Raw genomic sequence first — 26,698 nt, 5'->3', positions numbered from 1 at the left:
AGATGTGTATAAGAGACAGATCCCGAACACATCAACCGCATCGCCGACGTCACAGCTGATTTCCGCGACTACCTCACCGCCGAACACACCAGCAACCAAGCCGCAGCACGCACAACAGGCATAGGCACAGACGCGACAGTCACCGAGATCGGCGTGCGAGGCTCGGGTACACCGGACGCCGAGATCGTCGCGGACGCAGTGGGTGCCTGGATGGTGTCGCCGTCCTCGGTGCCGGACTTGCCGAGCAGGCAGGTGACATGTCAGACGCTTACCGGAGTCGAACTCGCGCTGTTGGATGGGATGCCTTCCGCAGATACTCGGCGCCTCGGCAGGCGGGTCGACATCCGATGGAACCTCCCCAGGCCACTCGAACTCGACCCCGACCCGCCCACAGACCCCAACCCATCAACGGGCCCTGCCCCACCAGCCAGCCCCATCGCACCCCACGGCGTCGACCCGCCAGACAGCCTCGGCCCACCGTTGGCCGACGCAGCCTGACCGTCGCGCCAACCAGTACGACGCGCGGACCCGGGCGCAACGTCGAATCTCGTTGTGCCGCAACCCGTCTACACCCCGCCACCACTACGGTGGCGGGGCAGACGTGGTTGGGCAGATGTGATTGGGCGCTGCTCAGAACGGTCGGCCGACATTGGATCTCGGCGGGGGATCTCGGCGGGGCGGCGGGATCGTCAGTTCTGGTCGACGTCGATCGGAAAGGTCGCGAGCAGCGGCATGGGCCAGGGCTGGCGTCGCAAGACATCTGCCCACACGTCGACGGTCGGCGGTGCGAGTAGGTCGCGTGGAAGCGCCGAGGCGAGCAGCCAACTGTCCTGGGCGAGCTCCGCGTCGAGCTGGCCTATCCCCCAACCCGCGTATCCAGCAAAGATGCGCACGCCCTCGAGGACCTCGGCGAGAAGTTCTTGGTCGGCGTCGAGGTCGACGAGTACCACCCGGCCGTCGACCGGACGAAGCCCTTCGATTCCCTCGATGTCGACGCCGTGTTTCGTGACTCCCAGGCACAACGCTGCATCCTGCTTCACCGGACCTCCGATGAACAGCGCCTGCGGCGACGCGGCGAGATCAGTCCACTGCGGAAGGATGTTGTGGACCGCGGTCTGGCTCATCCGGTTGAGGATCACGCCGAGGCTGCCGCCGTCGTTGTGTTCGATGATGTAGATGACCGAGCGCGCGAATGTGGGTTCGGTCAGGTCTGTCGAAGCGAGAAGCAAGGTACCCGCCCGCACGCTGTTGGCCGACTCCATGTCGCGGGCATCAGGCATACCGCCACCCTCGGCTCCGTCGGAGTTCTCGGGTGAGAAATCGTCCGCGTTGTCACCACCCACAGTGATTATCATCGCATGCCTTATGCGTGCAGGTCGGTACTCTTGATTGGTGAGCTCCACTGCGCGCGACGGCCGATCTGTGCGTGGCGCGTGGCGCGATTTTCTCGAGTCGTTACGCAGTTCTCCTGGTCTCGGACGGCTGCTCTCCGTGCGCCTCGCCAGCCAACTGACCGACGGCGTGTTTCAAGCAGCGCTGGTCGGTGGAGTGTTGTTCAATCCCGAACGCCACGCCGATCCGCTCGCCGTCGCAGGTGGCATGGCAGTGCTGCTGCTCCCGTACTCGGTCATCGGTCCTTTCGCCGGAGCGCTCCTCGACCATTGGGACCGTCGAGCTGTCTTGTTGTACGCCAACCTGATTCGCGGTCTGATGATCGCTTTCGTCGCAATCGCCATCGCCACGGGAACCCCCGACACGGTTGTGCTTGTCGGTGCACTCGCAGTGACCGGCGCCAGCCGCTTCGTGGCATCCGGTCTGTCCGCCGGACTCCCCCATGTCGCGTCGCAAGATGTCATCGTCGCGACCAACGCGCTGTTCACGACGCTCGGCGGGTTCATGCTCTCGGTGGGTGCTGTCCTCGCGATGGGGGTGCGCCTGCTCGCCGGATCGGACAACACGGGCAGCGCGATCACGATGATCGCGGCCGTGGTGATGTCCATCCTCGCGGCGTACCTCGCACGTGGATTTCCGCGACTGCAACTCGGTCCCGATCACCCCGACGATCCCGGCCGCTCGGCGGTGCACGCCGTTGCCGTTGGTCTGCAGCACGGCGCGATCGCCGTCGCAGGTTGCAAACCGGTGGCCGCCGCACTCTCGGCGATCGGGGCGCATCGCGTGGTGTTCGGTATCAATACGCTGATGCTGCTGGTTCTCGCGCGCCATTCGGGATCCGGGGATGGCCTCGACCGTGTCGGCGCCGTCGTCGGCTGCACCGCAGCGGGCGCATTGGCTGCGGCATTCATCACGCCGGTCGCTGTGGATCGATTCGGTCGCAAGGCGACGCTGATCACCGCACTGGCAGTCGGAGCCGTCGCGGAACTGTCGCTGCTCTCCTTCTCGTTCGTCGTCTTCTGCATCTCCGCGGTGGTGTTGGGCCTCATCGGCCAGGTTGCCAAGCTGTGCGGCGACGTGTCGATGCAGGTCGACATCGACGACGCCGTGCGTGGCCAGGTGTTCTCGGTCCAGGACGCGGTGTTCAACATCGCCTACGTCGCTGCGATCGCAATCGCCGCCACCACGATTGCGCCCGACGGCCGGACGCCGGCACTCGTCGTGGTTGCCGTGGTGATCTACCTGGTCGGAATCGCCGCCGTGCGGTTCGTGCACCCGGGACGCGACGAGCTGGTCGGCGCGAGCCACCACGCAGCCGAGCACGCCCGCCACGAGCGTGAGCAGGAGAAGCACTCGGACTCTTATCTGCCGAACTCGGGCGCATCGGCACCGAAGGCCGCGTCGGCGATCCCGTCGCCGTCGGAGTCGACGAGCACGGTGTCGAAATCGCCGTCACCGTCGGAATCCACATAGAGCCGACGCTCGGCTCCCGAGCCTCCCGCCCCGGGATCAGCGACCCCGGTATCGACGACCTCGGCGTCGACTCTGCCGTCTCCGTCGAGGTCGAGCCGCTGTGTCGAGGGTTGACGCCCGGCGCGCGGCGTCGGCTCGGGCGCCTTGCCCTGACCTGCGGTGACGCCCTGCCCCACCGCGACATCCCACAGGCCGCGTCCCGAGTCGCGGTACTGGCGCTCGGGTCGGCCGTCGTCGTCGATGTCGAGTGCTGCGACGTCGGCGTGGCCGTCGCCGTCGACATCCCACATGGCGTCGTCGGCACGTCCGTCACCGTCGAAGTCGATGCTGACCGCGTCGAGGGTGCCGTCGGCGTCGAGGTCGAGGTCGGCAGCGCTCGACCAACGGCTCAACGTGCCATCGCCGGGGCCGAACACGTACTCGATCAAGGGATCCACGCGTCATCAGACGTTCAGCGGGGCTGGTTGGTTCCGTTATGGACTCCCCAAGATTCCCCAGGACGCAGCACGGTGCGTTTTGTGAGCACGGTACGTTTTGTTCATGTATGTGAGCGAGCTGGGAGAGCAATTCCACCGCGCTCGTCTCGAGCCGGCGATCACACACCTGGATGCCGCGTCGGCGGGACGTTCGTCGAACGCTGTCATCGGGACAGTGTCGGCGCATCTGTGGCGTGAGGCCGAACGCGGTTCGTACGTCGCAGCAGACGACCGCGCGGAAGAGATCGCCAGGGACAAGCGCGACATCGCCCAACTCCTCGGTCACACCCCTGACGAGCTCACCTACCGCGAGAGTGCCCGTGCCGCACTACGCACGCTGCTGACCTCTTGGAGTCTGCCCATGGCGTCGACGGTCTGGGTTGCCAAGAACGAGTTCGGGCCCAACCTCGTCGAGTTCGAGCGCCGCGGCTACGCCGTCCGGCCGCTTCCCGACGGCGACGTGTACGGCCACGTCGACACGGACGCGCTGGAGAACATGCTGCAATTCGAGCAGCCCGACTTCATCCACATCTGCCACGTCGGCTCGATGTCGGGTGCAGTGCAGCCTGTGGCGCGGATCGTCGAGGTCGCTCATCAGGTGGGCGTGCCCGTCGTCGCCGACATGGCGCAGGCCGTCGGACACGTACCGACGGTCACCGGCGCCGACGTCGTCTACGGCACCAGCCGCAAATGGCTGACCGGCCCCCGGGGCGTCGGATTCCTCGCCGTGCGCCGTGATTCGCTGCGCCCTGTCGAGGTCGACCCGTCGCAGTCGTTCATCGCGGGCATGCTCGGCCTCGGCGTCGCAGTGTCCGAGGTGCTCCAGACCGGTCAGCAGCGGGTCTTCCGCGAACTCGCCACGATCGGCCGCACCACCCGCGAGCGGCTCGACGGGATCGGCAGTTGGCAGGTGCTCGAACCGGTCGACGAACCGTCGGCCATCGTCACCCTTGCCCCACCTCCCGGATTCCAGAACGCCGACGTCCACCAGGCGCGCGACAAACTCTTCGAACTCGGCCTGCTGGTGACCGCCGCCGACTCCTGGCGTGCCCCCCTCGCGGGCGACACGTCGGTCCTCCGAATCAGCCCGCACCTCGACGTCACACGCGAGCAGCTCGACCGCCTCGCCGACGCCCTGCGCACGATGGGTTATTAGCGCGCTTCGCGCGGGGGCTATTAGTGCGCCAATCAGAACCGCTCACACCGCCAGGCACTTGCGTAAAACGTTCAACTTGGTCTGACGACCCACCAGTGTGACCTGCCCCTTTGCCGAGAGCCAATGTGACAGACTGATCCTCGATGTCTGCGAGCCCAGAGAGTAAGAGCGCGGTCGGTCACCTCGCGATCGTCGCCAACCCGACGTCGGGTCACGGCGCCGGACAACGCGTCCTCGGTGCCGCAACAGCCGTGCTGCGCGGCCGGGGCGTCAGCCACGAAGTCCTGACCGCCGACACGCGCGAACAGAGCGCACAGCTCGCCGCCAACGCGGCCGAACGCGGAGCCGACGCGATCGTCGTCGTGGGTGGCGACGGAACCGTTCAGACAGTGCTGCGCGCAGTTCACAGCAATCGGCTGCCGCTGGGAATCATCCCCGCAGGCAGCGGAAACGACGCCGCGCGCATGCTCGACATTCCGCTCGACGACGTCGCACGTGCTGTCGCGATCGTCCTCGACGGCAACACGCGGCGCATCGACCTCGGTCGCGCTTCCTTCTCCGACGGCACCGTCGACCTGTTCTGCACCATCGCCGCGACGGGATTCGACGCGGCCGTCGCCGAACGCGCCCGGGATCTGTCCTGGCCGAGCGGGCGCGCACTCTTCGCCCTGGCCGCGCTGCGACAACTTCCCAAGCTCAATCGACACCACTATCAAGTGCGCGTCGACGACGTCGAGGTCGAGACCGACGCCGCATTCACCGCCATCGCCAACGGCCCGACGTACGGCGCCGGCATGCGGATCGCACCCCACGCCAGCGCCGACGACGGCGTCTTCGACATCGTGATGGGCTCCCACCCCCGGCACCTCCCGCGACTTTCGCTGCTGCGCGGTCTCGCCCAGGTGCTCTACAGCCGCGTCGAGAAGAATCCGCTGTTCAAAGACATGCAGGGTCGCGAGGTGGACCTGTACTGCGACCCGCCTGCCGACGTGTCACTCGACGGCGACATCGTCGGGTCGCTACCCACCGTCTTCGACATCATCCCGGGCGCCATCGACGTGTACGCACCGCACTGAGTGGCAGGCCGTCGGCTAACCCTCTCCGCGCTCGGCCCACCACTCGCGAAGCGCCGCGACGGCCTCCTCGTGCGACAGCGGGCCGCGGTCGAGGCGCAATTCCTTCAGATACCGCCACGCCTGTCCGACGACCGGTCCGGCAGGGATCTGCAGGATCTCCATGATCGCGTTGCCGTCGAGGTCGGGGCGCACCCGTTCGAGGTCCTCCGCGGCTGCCAGCGCGGTGATCCGTTCTTCGAGGCTGTCGTAGTTCTCCTGCAGCCGCCGAGCCCGGCGCTTGTTACGGGTGGTGCAGTCGGCGCGCACAAGCTTGTTGAGTCGATCGAGCAGCGGACCGGCGTCGGTGACGTAGCGTCGGACAGCCGAATCGGTCCACCGACCCTCTCCGTAGCCGTGAAACCGCAGGTGCAGGAACACCAGGGTCGCCACGTCTTCGACGACGGCCTTCGGATACTTCAAGGCGCGCATACGCTTTCGCACCATCTTCGCGCCGACCACCTCGTGGTGGTGGAAGCTCACGCCGCCGTCGGGCTCGTGTCGTCGGGTCGCGGGTTTGCCGATGTCGTGCAGCAGCGCGGCCCAGCGCAGGATGAGGTCGGGGTCGCCCCGTTCGAGGTCGATCGCCTGCTGCAAGACGGTCAACGAGTGCTGATAGACGTCCTTGTGCTGGTGATGTTCGTCGATGGTGAGCTGCATGCCCGGTATCTCGGGGAGCACGCGATCGGCGAGTCCGGTCTCGACCAGAACATCGATCGCCTCGATGGGATGCTCGCCGAGGATGAGTTTGTCGAGTTCGGCCCGCACTCGCTCAGCGGTGATGCGGTTGATCTCGTCGGCCATCGCGGTGATCGCGTCGAACACGCGCGGCGCGAGCCGGAACCCGAGCTGCGAGACGAACCGCACCGCGCGAAGCATGCGCAGTGGATCGTCGTTGAACGACTCCTGAGGCGTCGCAGGGGTATCGATGATTCCGGCGAGGAGGGCTGTCATTCCGTCGAGCGGGTCGTGGAACTCCGCTGGCCCGGTCGGGCCGATCGCGACGGCCATGGCGTTCATCGTGAAATCGCGGCGCACGAGGTCGGCTTCGAGTGAATCGCCGAAGGTGACCTCTGGATTTCGCCCGACGCGGTCGTACTGGTCGGCGCGGAACGTCGTGATCTCGATCATCACGTCGCCCTTGCGTGCCGAGATCGTGCCGAACTCGATGCCGGTGTCCCAGATCGCGTCGACCCATCCGGTGAGCAGGCGGGTGATCTCGTCGGGGCGGGCGTCGGTGGTGAAATCGAGGTCGTTGCCGAGGCGCCCGAGCACCGCGTCTCGCACCGAACCGCCTACCAGGTACAACTCGTGATCAGCCGTCGCAAAGCGCTCACCGAGCGGCGCCAGAACGTCGGAAAGCCCCTGGAGGGTGACCGCGGCGGCCGCGAGAAGCCTGGTGCGGCGCTCGATGCGTGCGTTCGATGCGGTCGGGTCGGTCACGGCACGCCAGCCTACCGTCGTGGGCACCGCAGAAACATCCCGGCACCCGCGCCGAACCCCCTTCTGAGCGGTTCCGTTCGCGCGCACCCACGGCACTGGGCAAACGGCAGGTGACCAGCGGCTAGCATCGAGTCTGTGTCCACCGAGTCCCCGACCAACCGCGCAGACGTCTCAGGCGACGTCTCGTCGGCTGGTCACGGCGGTATTTCAGGTGGAAATTCAGGAGCGACGACCGGCAACGCCGCGGGTACATCGACTGGTTCCGGCGGGAAACCGGTGGGCAACTCGGGCGTTGGTTCGGCTGGCAAACCAGGCCCGTCGCGCCGCTCGCGCAGGGGTCGTCGACGACGCCGCGCACAGGACAACCGGCGCGCCGATACCGCTGGGACCGACCATCGCGCCGGTGCCGACCCTGCCCTGAACAGCAAGAACAACCTGAACAGCAAGAACAACGACAAGCAGCGAGACCGACAGCGCAAACGCGCGCCGTCGCCGGCGGATGTCGCACGCGCGACTTCCCGCTCGCACCGCGTCGAAGCAGGCATGGCCGACGCCGAACCCGCCGACCGTGACGCCGAAACGTCGATCGAGGGTGCGCATGCGAAGGTGACGCCGCCCAAGCCGTCGGACATCGCGGTCGTCAGCGCGAAGATCACCAAGACCGGCCTGACCCACGCGTCGAACGGGCCCAAACCGGGCCAGAACCGCAACCGACGCCGCGCCACCCGCACGGGCGATCGCAGCGCCAACAGCCCCGACCGGCTGCAGACCGTGCGCGAGACCTCCGCGGGCGGGCTGGTCATCTCCGACCTCGAGCTCCCCGTCGACGAACTGTCAGCGGCGCTCATCGGCCGCGTCGACAGGCGCGGCAGGTTGATGTGGTCGCTCCCGAAGGGGCACATCGAGACCGGCGAGACCGCGGAACAGACCGCGATCCGCGAGGTCGCGGAGGAGACCGGTATTCAGGGCACGGTGGTCGCACCCCTCGGCAAGATCGACTACTGGTTTGTCAGCGAGGGCAAACGCATCCACAAAACGGTGCATCACTATCTGCTGCGGAGCGTCGGTGGAGAGCTTTCCGACGCCGATTACGAGGTCAGCGAGGTCGCGTGGGTGCCGTTGCACGAGTTGCCACGCAAGCTCACGTACTCTGACGAGCGGCGATTGGCCCGGATGGCGCGCGGCGTGATCGCCGATCTGGCCGCCGACCCCGCACGGTTGGCCCAATCCGAGGCCGAGAGCAGCCGCACCGAACCGAACGCATATGAGAAAGCCGCAGCCGCACGTAATCAGCGACGCAACGACGTCGGGCATCGCTCGGAGGTCAAGCGCCGCACGGACAGTCAGCCCCAGGCGCGGCCGCGTCGACGGCGCAGGCGTCCTCGGCGACCTGCGTCCGGGGATGCGTGACGTCCTGCGCATCGGTAGTTCTCGGCGCCTGAGCGCCTCTTTCGTCACGCGTGCGCGCGTTCTTCTCGCTGTTGTCGGCGTGGTGATCGTCGCGGCGTTGTGTGCTGCTCCGGCCGCAGCGGTACCCACCACCGGCACCTCGGGCGCGACGACGTCACCGTCCGACGACCAGCGGTTTGCCTCCGTGGTCATCGACACACTCACGCCGTCGATGGTGACCACGACGTCGGGACCGGACGTCACCGTCGAGGGCCACGTACGGAACACCAGTTCGCGCACGATCAAAGATCTGAGCATCCGCCTCGAACGCGGCGACGCCGTCCGCGACGCCGCGGGTCTGCGCAGCAGTCTTGCCGTCGCGCATCCTCCGATCGCCGTCGCCGGAGCGTTCCGCAATCTCACCGACGAACTCGCTCCCGGCGCCGAGGTCTCGTTCCGAATCAACATGTCACTCTCGGGTGAATCGGGCATGCAGATATCGCGGCCCGGTGTGTACCCGCTGCAGGTCAACGTCAACGGCGTCCCCGACTACGGGTCGATGGCCCAGGTCGCAGGCTCTCGGACGCTGCTCCCGGTTCTCTCGCTGCCGCCGGACAAAGGTCGGGCCGCACAATTCGACTCGTCGGAATTCGATTCGACGCCGGGCAGCACCGACAGCACGTCCACCAGCGGAAACGATGGCCTAGGCGCCGACGGCGCGGTGTCGGCCGACATCTCCGACCCCGCACGCATCACGATGCTCTGGCCGCTCGCGGCTCCCCCCCAACTCGCGCCCGGGGGTCTCGGTGGCGGCACCCAACCGGTCCGCCTGATCAGCGACGACATGGCCCGCTCACTGCGCGACGGCGGTCGCCTGCACGAACTCCTCGAGTCCGCACGCAACGTCGTCGGCACCGCCGCGAACGATTCGGCCGGGGGTGCCGGCACCCCCGGCGACTCCGGCAGCGCCTCGAACCCACCAGCGAGTGGTTCCGGTTCGGCGACCTCCGGGTCTGACACGTCATCCGGTTCCGCGACGTCTGATTCTCAAACGTCGGGTTCTGGGACGCCCGGTTCGGCAAACCCAGGCTCGGGAACATCGACGGCCCCGACCCAGCAGACCGCCTCCGACCTGCAACGAAGCATGTGCCTCGCCGTCGACCCAGACCTTTTGGTGACCGTTCGCGCGATGTCGCTGGGCTATGAGGTGTCCAGCAACCCCGCCGACCCGACGTCGCGCACCACACCCGGCACCGGTAGCGACGCCGCCACGCAGTGGCTGGCAGACCTTCGTGGTGTGGCGGCACGGACGTGTGTGGTCGCGCTGCCGTTCAGTCAGACAGATCTGACCTCGCTGGCGCGTATCGAGCGCTCGGGACTGACCGCCGCCGCGCTTGACGCACCCGCAGACGTCGTCGACGCAATTCTCGGGGTGCGCAGTGTGCGGGGCCTGACGATTCCCGCGCTCGGCGCGGTCGATCAGGCGGGCAGCAAGCTGCTGCGCGATACGGGACACGGCAAGGTGCTCGCATCGGCGTCGTCGGTGGATCCGACCGGGAATCCGAACGCCGCGGGCCTCTACAACGTCGGCGGACTGCTCACCCAGACCTACGACTCGTCGGTCAGCGCCGCAATGGGTGCGGTGGGCACGGCCCCCCTGGTTTCCGCACTCACTCCGCCGAGCCAGCAGTTCGACCTCGACGCCGAGTCTCCGGTCAGCAGGCGCCAAGCCGCCGTGGCGGCACTGGCTTTCCGCTCGATCGCGACTCCCGGGTCCAGCACGAGCGGAGAACTGAACACCAGCACTCCCGTCACGAATACCGCCGGACGCGCGGACGTCGTGATGCCCCCGACCTACTGGTCGGCCACCTCCGACGACGCGAGCGCACTGTTCTCGACCGCCACTGTTCTCTTCGGCTCGCGCGCAGCTACGCCGGCCCCGCTCGACGACCTGGTCAACAGGATCGGCGGAGCCGCAGCACCCGCACGGCTCGTCGAACCCCCGGGTATCGGCCCTGTCTCACAGATCGGACCAGCGCTCACCGACCGCACCGTCGACTCGATCCGGTCGGCAGCCGACGAATCGTGGCGCCTGCAGGGTGCGCTGGTCGATTCGGCCGACGTCGACGCCAGTCCCGAGCGTTACGTCTCCCAGTTGCGTGAGGATCTGCTCCGCTCGATCCGATCGCCCGACGAGAACAACACCGCAACACGGACCCGCCTTGGGCGAGAACGTCAGCAGCGTGTCGATGCGGTGCACTCGACGCTCCGCCGAATGCACGGATCGGTCACCATCCTTGACCCCGGCGGCCGATATACCCTCGCCTCGGAGCGAAGTCCGCTGCTGCTCGTCGTACGCAACGACCTCGCGCTTCCCATCAGGGTCCGCATCACCACGACCGCGCCGAAGGATCTCGAGATCGGCGACGTCGGGGTCGTCGAGATCCCGGCACGCGGCACCCGACAGATCCAGTTGCCGACCCACGCGCAGTCATCCGAGGCGATGACGGTGACGATCGGGATGTCGACGGTAACCGGTGTCACACTCGGCACCCCGATCAAACTGTCGGTGTACTCGAACGCGTACGGAAAACCGCTGTTCATCGTCACGATTTGCGCAGCGGTCGCGTTGATCTTGCTCACGGCACGCCGCCTGTGGCGCCGGTTCCGCGGCAGGCCCGACCCCGCTGACCAGGACCGTCCCGAGCCCGACGAGCTGGAACGGATGCTCGCGGCGAGCACGTACCAGCAGCGGCGCCGTACCCTCCAACAGGAGGAAGCACTCGTCGAGACCGATCAGTTCGACGGGATCGCGCGCGACGACGCTGAGCCACCTAGGGCCAAGGACGACACAGCACTAGACAGCAGCAGAGCGGTCGACAGTGGCAGAGCGGTCGACAGCAGTAGAGCAAAGGACAGTGGCACGGACAGGACAGGCGCATGAGCGATCGAGGACAACGCGGCGATCAGCCACGGCGATCCGCGCCAGAGTCACCGCGGCGAGCCGCGTCGGAGCCACAGAGGCGAGCCGAATCAGAGGCACAGCAGCCAGGTGCACAAGACTCACTGCGGCCGGCCCCGTCAGAACAACAGAAGCGATCCGCGCCCGAACAACAGCGCCGTGCCGCGCCGCGTCGCGTACCGCCGACTGATGCGACGACGCAGCGCGGGCCGGGTGCCTCGGGCCCCCGCGACCCCGGTATGCGTGACCCCGGCGTCGGACCGGCACCGCTGAACGGGCCGGTCGGTGCTCGCCCACCGCTGTCGGGGCGAGCAGCTCCCCGTGTGATCCCTCCGGCACGCCCGGACGCCCCACGTTCGACGACTCGCGATCCGCGCCCGTCCCGTGATCTGCCTCCCCACCGCGACGGCCAGCACGAACGCCCCCGCACCGACCGTGCCCAGCAGCCGCCGAGTGCACGGCGGCCACCGACCGATCAACCACCGACTGACCAACCGCCGCGCGGTAACCAACCTCGACGTGCCGCCCAGCCTCCGCGCGCTGCCCAGCCTCCCCGCGCGGGACGTCCGCTGCGCGAGACCCGACCTTCGGCGAGCGCGCGCCGGCCCGAACCGTCGAAGTCACAGACGTCGAACGCCCAGGGCCGGCCCGCGCCGACTCCCGCAGCGCGGGCCGCTGCGCTGGCGTCCACCGCGACCCAGGCGCGCGAGGCCGATACTTCTAAACCCAACACCCCAGACGCCGACACCCCAGACACCGACGACTCGTCGTCGACCGGTCTCGCGCGCGACTCCGACGCGAGCATCGTCAAGACGTCCGGGTCGATCGCGCTCGCCACGCTGACCAGCCGCATCACCGGGTTCATCCGAACCGTGCTGGTGCTTGCGATGCTCGGTCCCGCGATCGCGTCCGCGTTCCAGGCGGCGTACGTGCTGCCGAATATGATCGCCGAGGTCGTCCTCGGTGCCGTGCTGACCGCGATCGTGATCCCGACGCTCGTCCGCGCGGAAGCCGAGGACCCCGACGGTGGTCGAGGCTTCATCAACCGCATCTTCACCCTTGCGCTGTGCATGCTCGGCGCTGCGACGGTCATCGCCCTCGTGGCTGCCCCCCTGCTCACCTACCTCAACGTCGGCGACGGCGACGTCAACAGGCCGCTGACCACAGCGCTCGCCTATCTGCTGCTGCCGGAGATCCTGTTCTACGGGTTGTCGGCGCTGTTCATCGCCATCCTGAACATGAAGGGCCTGTTCAAACCGGGTGCGTGGGCTCCGGTGCTGAACAACGTCGTCCAGATCGCGACGCTCGTCCTGTACGCGCTGATGCCCGGGGAGATCACCCTCAATCCGGTCAAGATGTCCGAGCCCAAGCTGCTGGTCCTGGGTATCGGCACCACGCTCGGCGTCGTTCTGCAGGCGTGCATTCTGATCCCGTGGCTGCGTCGCGCGGGGGTGCAGCTGAAGCTGCAGTGGGGCATCGACGCGCGGTTGCGCGCCTTCGGGCGCCAGGCGGTTGCGATCGTCGGCTACGTCGCGATCCTGCAGGTCGGACTCGTCATCACCTACCGCATCGCCTCACACGCCGACTCGTCGGGCATCTCGGTGTATGCGACGCACTGGCAGCTTCTGCAGCTCCCGTACGGCGTGCTCGGCGTGACGATCCTGACCGCGATCATGCCGCGCCTGTCGCGCAACGCTGCCGCCGACAACCGCGACGCCGTCGTCGACGATCTCTCCCTCGCCTCCCGCCTGACGATGGTCGCTCTGGTCCCGACGGTCGCGTTCATGACGTTCTTCGGACCGGCAATCGGTATCGCGATCTTCAACTTCGGCAAGTTCGACGCCTCGATCTCCTCACAGCTCGGCTCCGTGCTCGCCTGGGGCGCGTTCACGCTCATCCCCTACGCCATCACGCTTGTCCAGCTCCGCGTGTTCTACGCCGCGCAGGACGCGTGGACTCCGACCTGGATCGCGCTCGGCATCACCGTCGTCAAGATCGCGTCGTCGTATCTGGGTCCGGTGCTCTTCTCCGATCCGCACATGGTGATCCGTTGGCTGTCGCTGTCGAATGGTCTCGGCTATCTCGCGGGCGCGATCGTCGGACACTTCCTCCTTCGTAAGCGCCTCGCCTACCGACGCCTCGAGGGGGTTGCGCGCACGACGATCGTGACGCTGATCGTGTCGCTCGGCGTCGCCGCGATCGTGTGGGTCGTCGCCGAGTTGTCGGGTCTCCACTATCTGGGCACGGCAGAGGGCAAGCTCGGTTCGCTGGCATATCTGCTGATCACCGCGGTCGTGGTGCTCGGTGTGACCTACGCGGGGCTGTCGGCGGCAGGACTGCCCGACGTCGTGGCGATCGGTAATTCGGTGCGCCGCTTGCTCGGTCGGTTCATCCCCGCTCTCGCGCCGCCCGCCGGTCAGGTCACGGAATCGTCGCCGACCATCACGGTTCAGTTTCCGCGGGTCACTGCCGATGAATCGCTCCCGTACTCTGGTCAGGTACAAGTGGTCCGGCGATTCGACCGTGGTACCGCGACCTGGCAGTCGTATGCGGTGCTCAGCGGTGGTGCCGCCGGTGGTCGGGGTCTCGAAGTCGGCTCACCAACGCGTGAACCACGAGATATTCGGTATCGCAGGAAAGGAGTCCGACGCGTGACTGACAGCGGCTTGACTGATAGCGGCTTGAGTGGCAGCGAGGTCGAGACCACCCCCCAGTCCGAGACGTCCTCCGATACGACGAGTGAGCAGGCCAAGACCAATGAGTCGCGCTCATCCTCAAAGACCGGCGGACCGACCCCCGATCCCGACCGTCCCGAGGCCCTCGGCACGCCCGTGCGCCGCGGACCGCGCCTCATCCCCGGCGCGGCAGTGGCCGGCGGTCGTTACCGCCTCCTCGACACCCACGGCGGCACCCGTGGCCTCCAGTTCTGGCGCGCACAGGACATCAACCTCGACCGCGAGGTCGGCCTGACCTTCGTCGACGCCGAGCAGCTCGCCCCGCCGCCCGAGCGCGGAGATCAGCCGAGCGCAAGCGATTCCGGCCCCCAGGGCGTTCTCACCCGCACTCTGCGGCTGGGCCAGATCAGCTCCGCGGGCGTCGCACGCGTTCTCGACGTCGTGCGTGGATCGTCGGGTGGCATCGTCGTCACCGAATGGGTCCCCGGTTCGTCGTTGGCCGACGTCGCACGGTCGGGTCCCTCCCCCATCGGCGCCGCCCGTGCCGTCCGCGCGCTTGCGGCCGCCGCCGAAGCCGCACACCGTTCCGGCGGCGCGCTCTCCATCGACCATCCCGACCGGATTCGGATCAGCACCGACGGCAATGCCGTACTCGCTTTCCCGGGAACCCTAGCGGGCGACGACAAGTCGTCGGATGTCCGCGGACTCGGCGCCGTGCTGTACGCGCTACTGCTCGCACGGTGGCCTCTCGACGGCGAGACCGGACACCACCTCGTCACCACCGCCGACACGACGACGCCCGTCGGCGGACTGCCCATCGCCTCCCCCGGACCCGACGGTGAACCAATCGATCCGCGAGAGGTCAAGTCCGACATACCTTTCGAGATCTCAGCGGTCGCCTCGCGCGCACTCGACGGCGCACGCGGTATCCGCACTGCGGGCACCGTCCAGCATGTCCTCGACCAGGCAACCGTCCTCGACCTCCCGACCGACATGCTGCCCGCCATCAACGACGACGAGGCGCCGGTACGGATCGGCACCCACGAACCGTCGGCGGCCGCGGCCGCTCGTAAGCGCAACGTCGGGTTGCTCGCGGGCGCGGCGCTCCTCGCGCTGTTTGTTGTCATCGCGCTGATCGTTTGGGCCACAGGCATTTTCGGTGGCGACGAGGGCGACACCAACATCAACTCGATCCTCCCGACGACCTCGGCACCTGCCACACCCGGCAACCCGGCGCCCCCGCCCGCTGCGGGCACGGCGATCCCGCTCAATGCCGTCTCGATCGTCGACTTCTCCGCTCAGCCGCCGGACAATTCCGTCAATCTGCAGAACGTGATCAGCGGTGTCGCTCCGCCGTGGCGCAGCGACAGTTACCGCGGCTCAGCGGCTTTCGGTGGACTCAAGAACGGCATGGGCCTCATGTTCGACCTCGGCAGTGAGCAGAACGTCAAGGCCGTGACCATCAAGACGCCGACGCCCGGCTTCAACGTCGAGATCCGCACCGCACCGTCGGCAACGCCGACCGCCGCGCAGACCTCGACGCTGGCAACCGGCACGGTCGATCAGCCGAGCACGACGCTGACGGTCGAGAATCCGCAGGGCAGTCGCTACGTGATGGTCTGGCTCACCTCGCTGCCGAGCACAGGCAACGGCAGCTACCAGGTACAGATCGGCCAGGTCACGATGGCGCGCTGACGCGCCCGTCACCGCTTTCGACTGCTTCGGTCCCAGTGGCGCCGGCTCCGGCGACGCTTGCGGGTGCCCACCCGGGTGGACCGAACACGTAACCCAGGCGGGCACGCCAGCTTGCCGCTCCGCGGACGTCGCGCGCGATGCTCGCGTACTCGTGTGTTTGAAGCTTCACGATGTTGTACGTGCCGACCGACTTGGTGAGTCCGTATGTGGGACGGTGTGTTTCGGGCGAGAACGAGCCAAACAGCCTGTCCCAGATGATCAGCGTGCCTGCGTAGTTGCGGTCGAGATACTCCGGATCACTCCCGTGATGCACCCGGTGATGCGACGGCGTGTTGAAGACGAATTCGAAAGGGCGCCACATCTTGTCGATGCGCTCGGTGTGAATCCAGAACTGGTACACCAGGTTCAGCGAGTACGCGGCGAACACCAACGCGGGCGGCACACCGAGGAGGGGGAGTGGCAGCCACATCACTAGCGCCGCACTGATATTCCACTTTTGCCGCAGCGCCGTCGCGAAGTTGAAATACTCGCTCGAATGGTGCGCTTGGTGCGTCGCCCACACGAGCCGCACCCGATGCGACACCCGGTGCGACCAGTAGAACAAGAAGTCGACGCCGAGGAACGCGATAAGCCACGTGTACCAGGCGGTGGCCGGAAGATGCCACGGCGCGAGGTAGGTGAAGATCGCCGTGTACACGAGCAGCCCAAGCAGTTTCCACGCCGCGCTCGTGGCAATCGACACCACACCCATCGACAGACTCGCACGGGCATCGCGCTTCTCGTAGGCACCCTTCGGCGCGCGGCCCTCGTCGTCGGATTCCTCGAGCTTGTAGGCCGCGAACCACTCGATGGCCAGCATCGTCACGAAGAACGGGATCGCGAGGACCGTCGGCTCCCGCATCGGGTCGGGGAGTAGTTCGAGCATCGTGAGCGTCACCTCCGGTCCGCTATCTGACACGGCTATGTGTCAGATTTATGTTGACACAGTATCGTCTCAGATGGGGCGTGTCCATGCCGCCAGGCCAACGAGACAGACAGGCCGACCAGACAGGAAAGGATTCCGTGACACTCGAGACCTCCCAGCCCGGACCTTCGGGGCGGTTGTACGCCGGAACGGGGCCCGAGCAACGTCAGGCGCGGCGTCGAGCAGCTTTTGTCGACGCCGGACTGAACCTGTTCGGCCGCGAAGGCTTTCGTCACGTGTCGGTCAAGCGGCTCTGCGACGAGGCCGGCCTCACCCAGCGCTATTTCTACGAGTCCTTCTCCGACCGAAATGCGTTGCTGGCAGCCGTGTACGAACACTGCGTCGACATCTGCCGCGCGGCCGTAGGGGAGAGCCTCCTGCAGGTCCCGGACGTCACCAGCGGCCCCGCGACCAGCGACGACGCACCGGCTGAGCAGCGCCTCGCACAACTCACCCGCGTCGCCCTCGACGCCCTGCTCGAACGCCTCACCGGCGACCGACGGATGGCGCGCGTGATCCTCGTCGAGGTGGTCGGAGTCGACGCCTCTCTCGAGCGACTGCGGATGGACGCGATTCACGGGTGGGCCGAACTGGCCATGCACATCGCATTCGACGACGAGCAGCCGCCGGAGCGGTTCCGGCTCGCCGCGGTCGGGTTGATCGGTGCTCTCACGCAGCTCCTCGTCGACTGGTACATCGCGACCGACGCCGGAACACCGGCCGCCGACGTCTCCGACATCCGGGACGTCTGTGTTGAGATGTTCATCGCGACGTATCAGCGCCTGGCCTGACACACGACCTACCCTGGAAATCGGTCTACCGCCGCACAACCGACATCACCGGACGAAAGGTACCCGAACCATGTCCACAGCCGAGCTGACCGACCAGGTCGTCGAATTCCTCTCCACCGGAACACGAACCGGCAAGATCGCCTGGGTGTCGAAGGACGGCCGAGCGTTGGTCACGCCGATCTGGTTCATCGTCGAAGATGGCGCGCTGGTGTTCAACACCGGTCTGGATACGTCGAAAGGTCGCGCGCTGCAACGTGATTCGAGGGCAACCATCGTCGTCGACGACGAGAAGCCGCCGTTCTCGTTCGTGCAGGTCCAGGGCACCGTCGCCTTCGACGACGACCCCACCGACCTACTGCGCACAGCCTCGGCAATCGCCGAACGGTACATGGGTCCCGACCTCGCCGAGCAGTACGGCAAACGCAATGCCGTACCCGGCGAAGCGCTCGTGCGACTGACGCCGACGAAGGTCATCGCCGCATTCGACATCGCCGACTGAGCTGCTCACCGAGTACTCCGCCGAAATGTCGCGACCCCGCACGCACTACCCGTCGCGGTGCAGTCGCGGCTCGAGTTGCTGCGTCTTCTCGTCCGTCCAGCCGGGCGGCTGCAGGATGCGTGCCCAGGCATAGGGGATAGCCGACTGATAGTTGTGGCCGTGGCCGTCGGGAACATTGACCGACACCGCCATGTCGGCCGAGACCTGGAGGAAGGTGACGAACGGAATCCAGTGCGTCGCGCTGATGACGTCCCTGCCGCGCTGTTCCTTGAGCCAATCCGGTTCGCGCAGAATGAGTTGCGGCGACCACCAGGCGATGGGGTCGGACGCGTGCTGCAGATAGACCATGCGCGAGTAGTCCCACGGTGCGTCGGGCCGGTCGAGATCTTTCTCGTCGGCGATGAAGCGCACCTGCCTGCCGTTGTTGTAGATCGGCAGCCACTGCGGTGATCCCTTGTCGCGGCCCGCGGTGGCATCGTTCCAGAGCGTGTTGCTGAACGTCGGCCCGGAGAGCAGCGCGCCGTCGGTCCGCGCGGTGACGGTCGGGACCGTACCGAAAGCCGCTTCGGCGCCGAAGGATCCGAGACTTTCGCCGAAGACGACGAGCTTCGGACGCTCCGCTTCGGGAAGCTCGCGCACCTTGGCGTCGACCGCCTCGAACAGTGACGCACCCGCCTGGCGGGCTCGCTCCTTGTCGACGATGAACGAAATCCAGCTCGGCAGATACGAATACTGCATCGCCACGGTGGCGACGTCGCCGTTGTACATGTATTCGAGCGAGTCGATGGTCGCCTTGTTGAGCCAACCGGATCCGGTCGTCGACCCGATCGCGATCACCTTGCGCTTCAAGCCACCCGCGCGCACGAGTTCGTCGGCAGCCAACTGCGCGTTGGCGCGCAGATTGTCGCCGGAACCCAGTCCGACGAACGCTCGGATCGGTTCCATCGCCGGTTGCTGGTTGAACTCCGACAGCTTCGCGATGTCCGGTCCGTTGGAGACGATCACACGACCCTCACGCCCGAGCGACTCCCACGTCACCAGCGACCCGGGGCCGCCCGATCGGAGCCCGGACGTCGGGGGAGCGGTGTTCGGCCGGACCTCGTCGTTGGCGGAGGCGAATGTGCTGTTGAGCGCCTTCATCGAGTACTTCGCGACAACACCGTTGAGGATGAATACGGTCACCAGCGCGACCACGAGGAGTCCCGCGACCGCGGCAACGCGTGGCGGAGCGATCTTTCTGAGCTGTCGCACAAGCCATGTCACGAGACTCGCCCATGCTTGCCCGATCACCATCAACAGCACGAAGACGAGCACGGCGAAGATCGCGATGATCGGATACGCCGTCCAGGTGAGGTTCTCGACACCCATCAGATTGCGAATCTCGGTCTGCCACCGCGAATACCAGTACAGCATCACGACCGTGCCGATGATCGCGATCAAACCCAACGCAATCCAATAGTTTCGCTTCGGCGACGGCCAGCGCTCCGAGCGAGACAGCATGTACCGCACCAGCCAGGCGATGAACACACCGACGCAATAGCCGACTGCCGCAGCGCCACCCGACACGACGCCCTGGAACAACGGGCCGCGCGGCAGCAATGAGGGCGTCGTCGACAACCAGAGGAAGACCGTCCCGAACATGAGCCCGGCGAAACTGATGCGATGCGCATAGGCCAGCGCCGCGTGCCGCAGCTTCGACGACCAGCTCGACGACGACCTGCCGTGCTCGTCTTCGGCGTCGGGCTTGCTGTCTTGGTCCGCCTTGCTGTCTTGGCCCGCCTTGTTCTCGACGGCGGGCTTGGTGTCGGCTGCCGCTTTGCTGTCGACAGTGCTGGGCTCGGCGAGTTGGCCGTCACCGTCGGGTGTAGGACCCGAGGTACTGGTCTTCGACGACGCATCGTGCTCGGAGCCGGTCGCTGGCTTGTCTGGCACCTGGGCACCCTTCGTGGTCATCGGACATCGATGTGACTCGTGAATCCTAAACCTGTGCGACGCTACCGTGGTGAGCCGCAACGACAATGTCTCATCCGCGAGCTCACGCTTGCCCGATTCTCGAAAGCGTCGTCGACTGTGGTTGGTGCCAATTGTTGGTGCCGCGTTAATGCTGACCGCGCAGATGTGCGCTCATTTTCTGCACTTTCCGGGCGTCGAATGGTTGGTGACGGTCGCCGCGGTGGTTGCAGTGTCCATCGCGCTCGCCGCGGGGCTCACTCACGAGGACCTGGGCCTCGGCGGTGCGGGCCTGCGCAGCGGCGGACGATACGCGTTGGTCATCGTCCTTGCGGTCGTTGTTGTGGTCGTTGTCGGCGTCGCCATTCCGCCGACACGCGAGCTGTTTCAGAACGACGCCTATCGCGACCTCGGACACGCGCTACTGGCTGCGTTCGTCGTGATTCCGTTCCAGACGGTGCTGCCCGAGGAGTTGTTCTTCCGTGGTGTGCTGTTCGGCTCGCTGCGTCGACTCACGACGCCCACCCGCGCCCTGCTGATCCAAGCCGTGCTCTTCGGCTGTTGGCATGTGGTCACGTCACTCGGACTCACCGCGGGCAACGCGGGCCTGTCAGACCTCTTCGGACAGACCGTGTTCGCACAGTTCATCGGTGTCGTGGTGGCTGTCGCCGTCACGGCAGCAGCAGGTGTGCTTCTCGGATGGCTCCGCGTGCGCAGCGACAGTCTGCTCGCTCCCATAGCCTTGCACTGGGCCGCCAATGGCATCGGTGCCGTCGGCGCCGCGCTGGCTTGGCGGTTCGGGGGATAGGCGGTCCGAATAGGCGCTCGAACCGGACAGTACACGCGACGATCCGACAACCCCGGTTCGCGCGGCACAGACGAGGTCCGGCCGAATTCGGCGCGATGGCTGGGGCCCGTGTCCGCCGGCGCGGAAAGCAGGGGAAGGGTCCGCGCGGCATCCAGCCGTGCAGAAACTAGGGGAAGTATTCTTTTCCCGGCTTGTGTACGTTTCCGTGAGTTGTTTCTTGGGGAACGGTCAGGGACTCGAGGAAGAGTTCGACAAGGCACCTTAGAGCCGCGTCGCTCGGCCGGGAAAGCAGTAATGAAAGCCACGATTGCGATCCCGATCTTCGATATCTAGGCCGACGCCGGAACTCCCAAGCGGTATAGAGCACATGCCGCCCGCACTCTCCCTTTACGCGACCTGTCGGTGAAACGAGGGTCAATCACGGTGCGCCAATTTCCACGACTTCGCCCATAACTCGAGTGGCCCCAGGCTGACCAGAAGCGCTGCGCCGTGCGTCGTCAACCGGTAGCCCGAGCGCCCTTTGGTGACGATCTTCGCGTCGACCAGCTCGTCGAGCCGCTGAGACATCGTTGTCGGAGACGCCTCGGGAATTCGGCGACGAAGGTCGGAGAATCGCACCGCTCCGAAGCGGAGTTCCCAGAGTATCCGCAACATCCATCGACGGCCCAAGAGGTCGAATGCGGCCATGATCGGCCGACCAGTCTCCGAGCCGCGGACAGCGTTCCCAGGGATGGGAGCTGACTCGTCGTCGGACATGGTTTCGAGAATACCGGGCGACTTCAGCCCCTGAGCGCTGCCACACCCTTGCATCTTTGGTCCAATTAGTGGACTATCGATCGGTATGTCAGTCGGCATAGTTTTATGGCTAGCCCGCGCGGGGAACGGCCCCGAAACCCGTCTGTACTGGCAAACTGTCGTTGACAGCAGTCGCCCGGCGGAGCGACAGCTAGATGATCGATGCATCCGAGCAACCCGAAGTGGTTCATAGATTGGATTACACCGTGTATCAACAGAGACTTCGCGAACCAGATCGTCGACCAGGGCAGCCCGCGTGAACGACCGCATATCGACCGCCGCGGCCGCAGCCATCGTGCAGGTCGCACTCCCATTGGCCGACCGGCGAATCGACGCATCGCAGAAGCCCTATGCGGGCAGCCCGGAACTGATCCCGCACGAGGCATCGCGGCGGTGGGGCTTCACGCATTTCGGAGTCTTCGTGCCACGGTTGCCGGACCCGCATCGATACCTGAATACGATGACCCTGATCGGTGCGACCGGAACCGAGTTGTTCGACAATGACGGGTTCGTCGTCGAGCCCGATGCCCGACGCACGACGACAGTCTTGTCGTCGACAGCACACGGAGATCAGTACCACTACCAGCGCTACGACGCGCGCCGCGATTGTGACTTGGCCGCAGACGGCTCGAAGCTGGCGTGGGGTCAGGACCTCGAGATCGAGGTCGCACTGCCGAAAGTGGCGGTGCGAGGGCGGTATTCGACGTTTTCTGTCGATCTGAATCTGGAGGTCACCGACAATGTCGCCTACTTCACCAAGTCCCCGGTCTATGACCATCTGAGTCTGCTGGCACCGTACACGGGCACGATCACAGACGATGCCGGCGCGACCTCCGTGGAGGGGCTGGGGACCTTTGAATACTGCCGCGCGATGACGCCGCAGAACTTCTCCGCGTCCCCGTTGCCACCACGACTCAAACTGCCGTCGGACTATTTCACCTACCAGATTCTCCAACTCGATGACGTCACCCAGGTGCTTCTCACTGAGGTGCAGGCACGCGGCCAATCGGCGTGCCTGATGGCGCATCTACGGACCGCCTACGGTGATCGACAGGTCTTCGACGACATCGAATTCGAGGTGATCGAGTGGGGTCGCGACCAGGTCGATCCGTGGGGACGCGGTATGCCTGTGCCGCAAAGACTTCGGTGGCTGGTTCGCGACAGCCAAGGTCACGAGGTCCTCGTAATCGACGGCGAGGTCGATGCGCCGTGGCGGTTCGGCCACGGCCGTGGCTACGTCGGCGCTTATCACTACACGGGCACCTTTCGCGCAGCGTCCATCGCCGACACCGGATACATCGAATGGATTGATCTGCGCCGCAAGCAGAGTCGGTCGTAAGCAGACCGGCGGACTGCACTCAGCACAGACGACACCCAGCACTGATCGACTATCAACCAAAGGAGCGCCCATGGCCATCTGGACCACCCTTGACCCCGTCGACCTCAGCTACTTCGACACCGCACAGCACAGCTTCAGCTACGACGTCGACGTTCCGGGCGCTGATCCCGACACCGTCTGGGCAGATATCGTTGCGCCGCAGCCGTTACCGTGGGTGCGCGCGCTGCGCGGGCACTACCTGAGTCCCGAGCCCCTCGGCGTCGGCAGTCGCCGCGAAGTAGCCGTGCTTCGGGGCGTGATGACCTTGCGTGAGCATTTCTTTCTGTGGGACAACACCATTCACCGGCACAGTTTCTATGCCACCGAGGCGAGTGTTCCGCTGTTCCGATCCTTCGCGGAGGACTACCACGTCACAGCGTTGGGATCGGGGAGTAGGTTCACATGGCGTTTCGCGTTCGACGCCCACCGCGGCTTCGGCCCCATCGTCGCCGCAGGTGTCCCTCTCAATCGCCGCCTGTTCGCATCGATCATCGGGGATACCCAGCGCCACTTCGATACCCAGTACCCGGCCCGAGGAGGAGTGCTATGAGTTCCGCGCAGTGTGCAAGGCCATCCGCACGTCCGGTTCACTACACCAGCACCGATCGGTCCGGCGGCCTCAAGCGTCTCGGGATCTCAGCGGTCGCTCGAGTGATGCGTACCTCGAACCACAACTCTGCCGTCCGTGACGACCTCCCCAAAGATCTGACGTTCCCCCCGAGTTCGACGCGCGTGCTGACCAAAGGTGCCGCGCACTACGGCATCATGATCCCCGACCTACCGGAGCCGCATCGATTCCTTGCCCACATGATCGTGATCGGCGGCACCGGATTCCGCGCCTGGGACGACAACGGCGCCATCCCCGGTCGGCCGCGCGGGGTCACGCAACTTGGCTGGGGCACAGCGCAATCCGATCCGACCCGCTCCTTCCACGTCTTCGGCGTCGACGGAACGGAACTGGCCGACGACGGGAGTGTTCTCCGCTTCGGACAGAATCACACTTTGAGCGTCGACTACCCCTCGGTGCACCTACGCAGCACCCTCGACGACCTGAATGTCGCACTCGATCTGCACTGCACAGACGACATCAGCTGGGTCGCCGATAGCGAAATCTACCGCCACTACAGTCTCCTGTGTCAGTACGAGGGCACGATCGCATCCAAAGACTCTGCCGCGCAACAGGTCAGCGGAACCTGCACCTTCGAGTACGGCATCGGCTACGCGCCGTTCATGGACCTGCCGCGGATGCTTCCCACGCCGCTGAAGATCCCCGCCGATTTCTTCACCTACCACGTCCTCGATCTCGGGCCCGGAGAGCAGATCGTTGCGTGCGCGCTTGGCGCCTTCGGCCGCCATACCGCCCTCATGGGCGCAGATATCAGGCAGGTGGGCACGGGCGTACGACGGATCGGAGTCGAGGCAGAGTTCACCGTGACCGAGTTCGCCTCCGTACCAACCAGTTACGACGGCCGCGCCGAGATGGTACTGCCGACCGCGTTCACCTGGCGTTTCACCCATGACGACGGCACGACCTCCTACATCGACGGAACTGTCGATACTCATTGGCTCTACGCGGGCATGGGCTATATCGCCGGATACCAGTGGCATGGCGAGATCGAAGGACGAACGCGTACGGGGCAGGGATACCTCGAATACTCGGACCGACGGGCAGGAGCACTGCGATGACCGCGACGAGAGCATTGACGGCTACGAGCCTGCTCCAGCGGATGGGCACCAACAAGGCTGTGTCGCAGGTCATGCGGCGCTCGGTTCCGCTTGATCGTTCGATCGCCCGACTCACCGGCGGACGGCTCCATCTCGTACCCCGCGCACTTCTGCCCCAGCTGATCCTCACCACGACGGGACGTCGAAGCGGCCAGCCACGAACGACGCCTCTCATCTACATAGAGGACGGCAACGACTACGTCGTCGTCGCATCAAATTTCGGCCAAAACCGCCGGCCCGCATGGTCATACAACCTCGAAGCAACACCAAGCGCCACCATCACCATAGGTCGCCAGACAAAGTCGGTACACGTCCAGCGCCTGACGGAATCGGAGCGAACCGCCATCTGGCCCAAGGCAATTGCGACGTGACCCGCCCACCGATCATCGACGTCGAGGGCCAAGCAGTGATCGTCACCTGCGCGGACGATACTTGTGCGTGTCTTCGAAGACCACTTCGAAGGTTCCCGCCTCCGCGGACTCGATGAAGTCGTCGATGCTATCGGCCTGAACGATGGTGTCCTCCCAATCACGATGGCCCGGGAACATCATGACGACAGGGCTTGCGTCGCCGACACGAGTGTCCAACTGCAGTCGGCTCGATCCACCGTCGTTGCCGATCATCGCAGCGCCGATGCGCGGTGACCACTCATAGAACGCGTTCGTCACGTCGGCAATATCGGCGGGTGTGAAGAGTTCGAAATACTCTGGGCCCTCGGCCTTATCGAGGACACTCGCGCCGGTGAGATATTCGACCCAACGCTGCGGAAGCCGAACACCAAGCGCTTCCTCGGCTGAGCGCACCTCGTCAAGCGAACTGCCCGGGCGGTAGGTGAACCGGCGAACCGCGTACACCGATGCCGCACCCACGCCTGTATCGCCGAGTGCGTCGGGCGCGACGAGCTCGTTCGGCGGTAGATGGTAGATGTCGCAACAGATTCCCGGCTCGACGCCTGCCCGTCCTCGTGTGACGACGTCGGTGAAATCATCCCCACTGACCGTCGACGTCGCGTGCGCCATCGCCTCTGCCAGCGTTCCGCGCTCGGGCATGTCCGCCGGTCGTAGCGCCGCCAGCCAGATCACGGCGGACCCTGCTGCAGGATGCGGTCCTCGCGCATCGCTGGCGTCGTGATCTCGTAGATCAGCCATTCGCCGTCGACCTTTTTCAGCGTGAACTCGATGTCGCTACCGAAGCTTGGTGAGGGCGTGCCCGTCGATGTCCCGTCGGTGCGCGTTTCGGCGTAGTCAGTGGTCAGCGTGGCAGTATCACCGGTGATCGTGAGATCCCGTCTGTTGGTGTACTGCGCATTGAAGTGCACTGCGTCGAGTTGCTTGCGCCGTCCGGCGAACGCCTCGTCCGATCCGCCGTAGTAGAAGCGCTCGGGGGCGTCCAGAGTAAGCGTCGCCAAGATGTCGCGACGCGAACCGTGAGACTTCGCGTGCTCGTAGCGATCCACCGCCGCGTATATCTGTGACTCTTGCGATGACATCGAGTTTCAAGAACCCTCTCTCTGTGATTCATTGGGCCGGTTGGGTTTTCACCCACAGTCGCGCGACAGACCGTGCGACACCCTGGTCGGGAAATCGACCTGAGACTCGCACTCGGTACGGCCCGGTGCGACTCCATACAACGATTTCGTGGATCTCATTGGTGTCGTCGAATCGAGTGACCAATTCGTACCCTTCGTCGCCGAGATTGTCGACCGGCCGAACCGTCGACGACGTCGTCCTGCCGTCGAACCGGGTACTGGGCGTTTGTGACTGCTCCTCGAGGATAGGGAGAACACTATCGCGGAGCTGACCGTTGTTCTTGAACGACAAGAGCGAGAATGCGTAGCTATGGGGAAACTCGACCAGGCACGACACCTCCGTGGCCCCTTGTTGACGTATGACGAGGGGCCACGACTCGGCGCCCACAAGGCTGCGTAGTTCGTCAGGTGAGGGACACTGGATGTCCTCGACGTCGTAGGCCATGTGTGCCTCCGTGATGGTTTCGGTGTGACCTTCTGGTTCATT

21 protein-coding genes are annotated in these 26,698 nt (G+C 65.8%); 13 read left to right on the top strand and 8 right to left on the bottom strand.

Annotated features, from left to right (window positions below; translation table 11 throughout):
• Positions 1 to 689: 689 nt before the first annotated feature.
• Entirely contained in the window at positions 690 to 1,355 is a 666-nt protein-coding gene (locus tag A5785_RS17600) for a YqgE/AlgH family protein (protein WP_064868024.1), read from the bottom strand.
• Positions 1,356 to 1,392: 37 nt separating this feature from the next.
• Between A5785_RS17600 and A5785_RS17595 the strand changes: the two genes are divergently transcribed.
• On the top strand, positions 1,393 to 2,865 hold the full coding sequence (locus tag A5785_RS17595) for an MFS transporter (RefSeq protein WP_442902863.1): 1,473 nt from the start codon (positions 1,393 to 1,395) through the stop codon (positions 2,863 to 2,865).
• Here the strand turns inward: A5785_RS17595 and A5785_RS17590 are convergent.
• Complete coding sequence (locus tag A5785_RS17590) at positions 2,754 to 3,302, bottom strand: hypothetical protein (RefSeq protein WP_064868021.1); 549 nt, start codon at positions 3,300 to 3,302, stop codon at positions 2,754 to 2,756. The genes A5785_RS17595 and A5785_RS17590 overlap by 112 nt on opposite strands.
• A gap of 103 nt (positions 3,303 to 3,405) precedes the next feature.
• Here A5785_RS17590 and A5785_RS17585 point away from each other — a divergent pair, with 103 nt between their 5' ends.
• Positions 3,406 to 4,497 carry an aminotransferase class V-fold PLP-dependent enzyme gene (locus A5785_RS17585; RefSeq protein ID WP_049699212.1) on the top strand — a complete coding sequence of 364 codons (1,092 nt, stop codon included), beginning with the start codon at positions 3,406 to 3,408 and terminating at the stop codon, positions 4,495 to 4,497.
• 143 nt (positions 4,498 to 4,640) lie between these two features.
• Positions 4,641 to 5,573: a diacylglycerol/lipid kinase family protein gene (locus A5785_RS17580; protein WP_064868018.1), complete on the top strand. Its 933-nt coding sequence runs from the start codon at positions 4,641 to 4,643 to the stop codon at positions 5,571 to 5,573.
• 15 nt (positions 5,574 to 5,588) lie between these two features.
• On the opposite strand, the gene A5785_RS17575 is transcribed toward A5785_RS17580, so the two are convergent.
• Positions 5,589 to 7,052, bottom strand: coding sequence for a CCA tRNA nucleotidyltransferase (locus A5785_RS17575; RefSeq protein ID WP_064868016.1), 1,464 nt, complete (start codon positions 7,050 to 7,052; stop codon positions 5,589 to 5,591).
• A gap of 135 nt (positions 7,053 to 7,187) precedes the next feature.
• On the opposite strand from A5785_RS17575, the gene A5785_RS17570 reads away from it, so the two are divergent.
• From A5785_RS17570 to A5785_RS17560, 3 genes are all read left to right on the top strand, one after another.
• Positions 7,188 to 8,462 carry an NUDIX hydrolase gene (locus A5785_RS17570; RefSeq protein ID WP_082938097.1) on the top strand — a complete coding sequence of 425 codons (1,275 nt, stop codon included), beginning with the start codon at positions 7,188 to 7,190 and terminating at the stop codon, positions 8,460 to 8,462.
• Positions 8,455 to 11,385 carry a DUF6049 family protein gene (locus A5785_RS17565; RefSeq protein ID WP_064868013.1) on the top strand — a complete coding sequence of 977 codons (2,931 nt, stop codon included), beginning with the start codon at positions 8,455 to 8,457 and terminating at the stop codon, positions 11,383 to 11,385. The genes A5785_RS17570 and A5785_RS17565 overlap by 8 nt, the downstream gene beginning before the upstream one ends.
• A gap of 257 nt (positions 11,386 to 11,642) precedes the next feature.
• Positions 11,643 to 15,773: a murein biosynthesis integral membrane protein MurJ gene (locus tag A5785_RS17560; protein ID WP_231894308.1), complete on the top strand. Its 4,131-nt coding sequence runs from the start codon at positions 11,643 to 11,645 to the stop codon at positions 15,771 to 15,773.
• Here A5785_RS17560 and A5785_RS17555 read toward each other — a convergent pair.
• Positions 15,757 to 16,698, bottom strand: coding sequence for a sterol desaturase family protein (locus A5785_RS17555; protein ID WP_049699457.1), 942 nt, complete (start codon positions 16,696 to 16,698; stop codon positions 15,757 to 15,759). The genes A5785_RS17560 and A5785_RS17555 overlap by 17 nt on opposite strands.
• Before the next feature lie 137 nt (positions 16,699 to 16,835).
• On the opposite strand from A5785_RS17555, the gene A5785_RS17550 reads away from it, so the two are divergent.
• Together A5785_RS17550 and A5785_RS17545 are read left to right on the top strand one after the other, a co-directional pair.
• Positions 16,836 to 17,528, top strand: coding sequence for a TetR/AcrR family transcriptional regulator (locus tag A5785_RS17550; protein ID WP_049699456.1), 693 nt, complete (start codon positions 16,836 to 16,838; stop codon positions 17,526 to 17,528).
• Positions 17,529 to 17,598: 70 nt separating this feature from the next.
• Positions 17,599 to 18,027, top strand: a complete 429-nt coding sequence (locus A5785_RS17545; RefSeq protein WP_049699206.1) for a PPOX class F420-dependent oxidoreductase — start codon at positions 17,599 to 17,601, stop codon at positions 18,025 to 18,027.
• A gap of 45 nt (positions 18,028 to 18,072) precedes the next feature.
• On the opposite strand, the gene A5785_RS17540 is transcribed toward A5785_RS17545, so the two are convergent.
• On the bottom strand, positions 18,073 to 19,959 hold the full coding sequence (locus A5785_RS17540) for an alpha/beta hydrolase (RefSeq protein ID WP_049699455.1): 1,887 nt from the start codon (positions 19,957 to 19,959) through the stop codon (positions 18,073 to 18,075).
• A gap of 169 nt (positions 19,960 to 20,128) precedes the next feature.
• On the opposite strand from A5785_RS17540, the gene A5785_RS17535 reads away from it, so the two are divergent.
• On the top strand, positions 20,129 to 20,785 hold the full coding sequence (locus A5785_RS17535; protein WP_049699205.1) for a CPBP family intramembrane glutamic endopeptidase: 657 nt from the start codon (positions 20,129 to 20,131) through the stop codon (positions 20,783 to 20,785).
• Between the two features lie 414 nt (positions 20,786 to 21,199).
• Here the strand turns inward: A5785_RS17535 and A5785_RS17530 are convergent, their stop codons facing one another.
• Complete coding sequence (locus tag A5785_RS17530) at positions 21,200 to 21,541, bottom strand: winged helix-turn-helix transcriptional regulator (protein ID WP_049699454.1); 342 nt, start codon at positions 21,539 to 21,541, stop codon at positions 21,200 to 21,202.
• Between the two features lie 295 nt (positions 21,542 to 21,836).
• Between A5785_RS17530 and A5785_RS17525 the strand changes: the two genes are divergently transcribed.
• The 4 genes from A5785_RS17525 to A5785_RS17510 all read left to right on the top strand — a co-directional run bounded on the left by A5785_RS17525 (position 21,837) and on the right by A5785_RS17510 (position 25,054).
• Entirely contained in the window at positions 21,837 to 22,919 is a 1,083-nt protein-coding gene (locus tag A5785_RS17525) for a DUF6670 family protein (protein WP_049699204.1), read from the top strand.
• A gap of 70 nt (positions 22,920 to 22,989) precedes the next feature.
• The gene (locus A5785_RS17520; protein ID WP_049699203.1) at positions 22,990 to 23,508 is read left to right on the top strand and encodes an SRPBCC family protein; all 519 of its coding nucleotides are present in this window, start codon (positions 22,990 to 22,992) and stop codon (positions 23,506 to 23,508) included.
• Positions 23,505 to 24,644, top strand: coding sequence for a DUF6670 family protein (locus tag A5785_RS17515; protein ID WP_049699202.1), 1,140 nt, complete (start codon positions 23,505 to 23,507; stop codon positions 24,642 to 24,644). The genes A5785_RS17520 and A5785_RS17515 overlap by 4 nt, the downstream gene beginning before the upstream one ends.
• Positions 24,641 to 25,054 (top strand): nitroreductase/quinone reductase family protein, encoded by a 414-nt coding sequence (locus tag A5785_RS17510; RefSeq protein ID WP_082946598.1) that lies wholly within the window; start codon positions 24,641 to 24,643, stop codon positions 25,052 to 25,054. Before A5785_RS17515 ends, A5785_RS17510 begins: the two co-directional genes overlap by 4 nt.
• Positions 25,055 to 25,096: 42 nt before the next feature.
• Here A5785_RS17510 and A5785_RS17505 read toward each other — a convergent pair whose 3' ends face one another.
• Positions 25,097 to 25,765 (bottom strand): SMI1/KNR4 family protein, encoded by a 669-nt coding sequence (locus A5785_RS17505; protein WP_231895485.1) that lies wholly within the window; start codon positions 25,763 to 25,765, stop codon positions 25,097 to 25,099.
• Positions 25,762 to 26,172 (bottom strand): hypothetical protein, encoded by a 411-nt coding sequence (locus A5785_RS17500; protein ID WP_082937805.1) that lies wholly within the window; start codon positions 26,170 to 26,172, stop codon positions 25,762 to 25,764. The genes A5785_RS17505 and A5785_RS17500 overlap by 4 nt, the downstream gene beginning before the upstream one ends.
• Positions 26,173 to 26,698: the final 526 nt, after the last annotated feature.

The organism is Gordonia sp. 852002-50395_SCH5434458, assembly GCF_001665905.1.
In the GTDB taxonomy this organism is placed as follows: domain Bacteria; phylum Actinomycetota; class Actinomycetes; order Mycobacteriales; family Mycobacteriaceae; genus Gordonia; species Gordonia jacobaea.
The sequence above is the reverse complement of the archived record's forward strand: the minus strand, read 5'-3'. Positions and strand labels throughout refer to the sequence as shown.

Excerpts from the sequence above, each read along its gene's own strand:
- A5785_RS17600 (WP_064868024.1), bottom strand. The coding sequence starts at position 1,355 with ATGATAATCACTGTGGGTGGTGACAACGCGGACGATTTCTCACCCGAG.
- A5785_RS17585 (WP_049699212.1), top strand. The coding sequence starts at position 3,406 with ATGTATGTGAGCGAGCTGGGAGAGCAATTCCACCGCGCTCGTCTCGAG.
- A5785_RS17580 (WP_064868018.1), top strand. The coding sequence starts at position 4,641 with ATGTCTGCGAGCCCAGAGAGTAAGAGCGCGGTCGGTCACCTCGCGATC.
- A5785_RS17565 (WP_064868013.1), top strand. The coding sequence starts at position 8,455 with ATGCGTGACGTCCTGCGCATCGGTAGTTCTCGGCGCCTGAGCGCCTCT.
- A5785_RS17560 (WP_231894308.1), top strand. The coding sequence starts at position 11,643 with ATGCGTGACCCCGGCGTCGGACCGGCACCGCTGAACGGGCCGGTCGGT.
- A5785_RS17555 (WP_049699457.1), bottom strand. The coding sequence starts at position 16,698 with ATGCTCGAACTACTCCCCGACCCGATGCGGGAGCCGACGGTCCTCGCG.
- A5785_RS17545 (WP_049699206.1), top strand. The coding sequence starts at position 17,599 with ATGTCCACAGCCGAGCTGACCGACCAGGTCGTCGAATTCCTCTCCACC.
- A5785_RS17535 (WP_049699205.1), top strand. The coding sequence starts at position 20,129 with ATGCTGACCGCGCAGATGTGCGCTCATTTTCTGCACTTTCCGGGCGTC.
- A5785_RS17530 (WP_049699454.1), bottom strand. The coding sequence starts at position 21,541 with ATGTCCGACGACGAGTCAGCTCCCATCCCTGGGAACGCTGTCCGCGGC.
- A5785_RS17520 (WP_049699203.1), top strand. The coding sequence starts at position 22,990 with ATGGCCATCTGGACCACCCTTGACCCCGTCGACCTCAGCTACTTCGAC.
- A5785_RS17515 (WP_049699202.1), top strand. The coding sequence starts at position 23,505 with ATGAGTTCCGCGCAGTGTGCAAGGCCATCCGCACGTCCGGTTCACTAC.
- A5785_RS17510 (WP_082946598.1), top strand. The coding sequence starts at position 24,641 with ATGACCGCGACGAGAGCATTGACGGCTACGAGCCTGCTCCAGCGGATG.
- A5785_RS17500 (WP_082937805.1), bottom strand. The coding sequence starts at position 26,172 with ATGTCATCGCAAGAGTCACAGATATACGCGGCGGTGGATCGCTACGAG.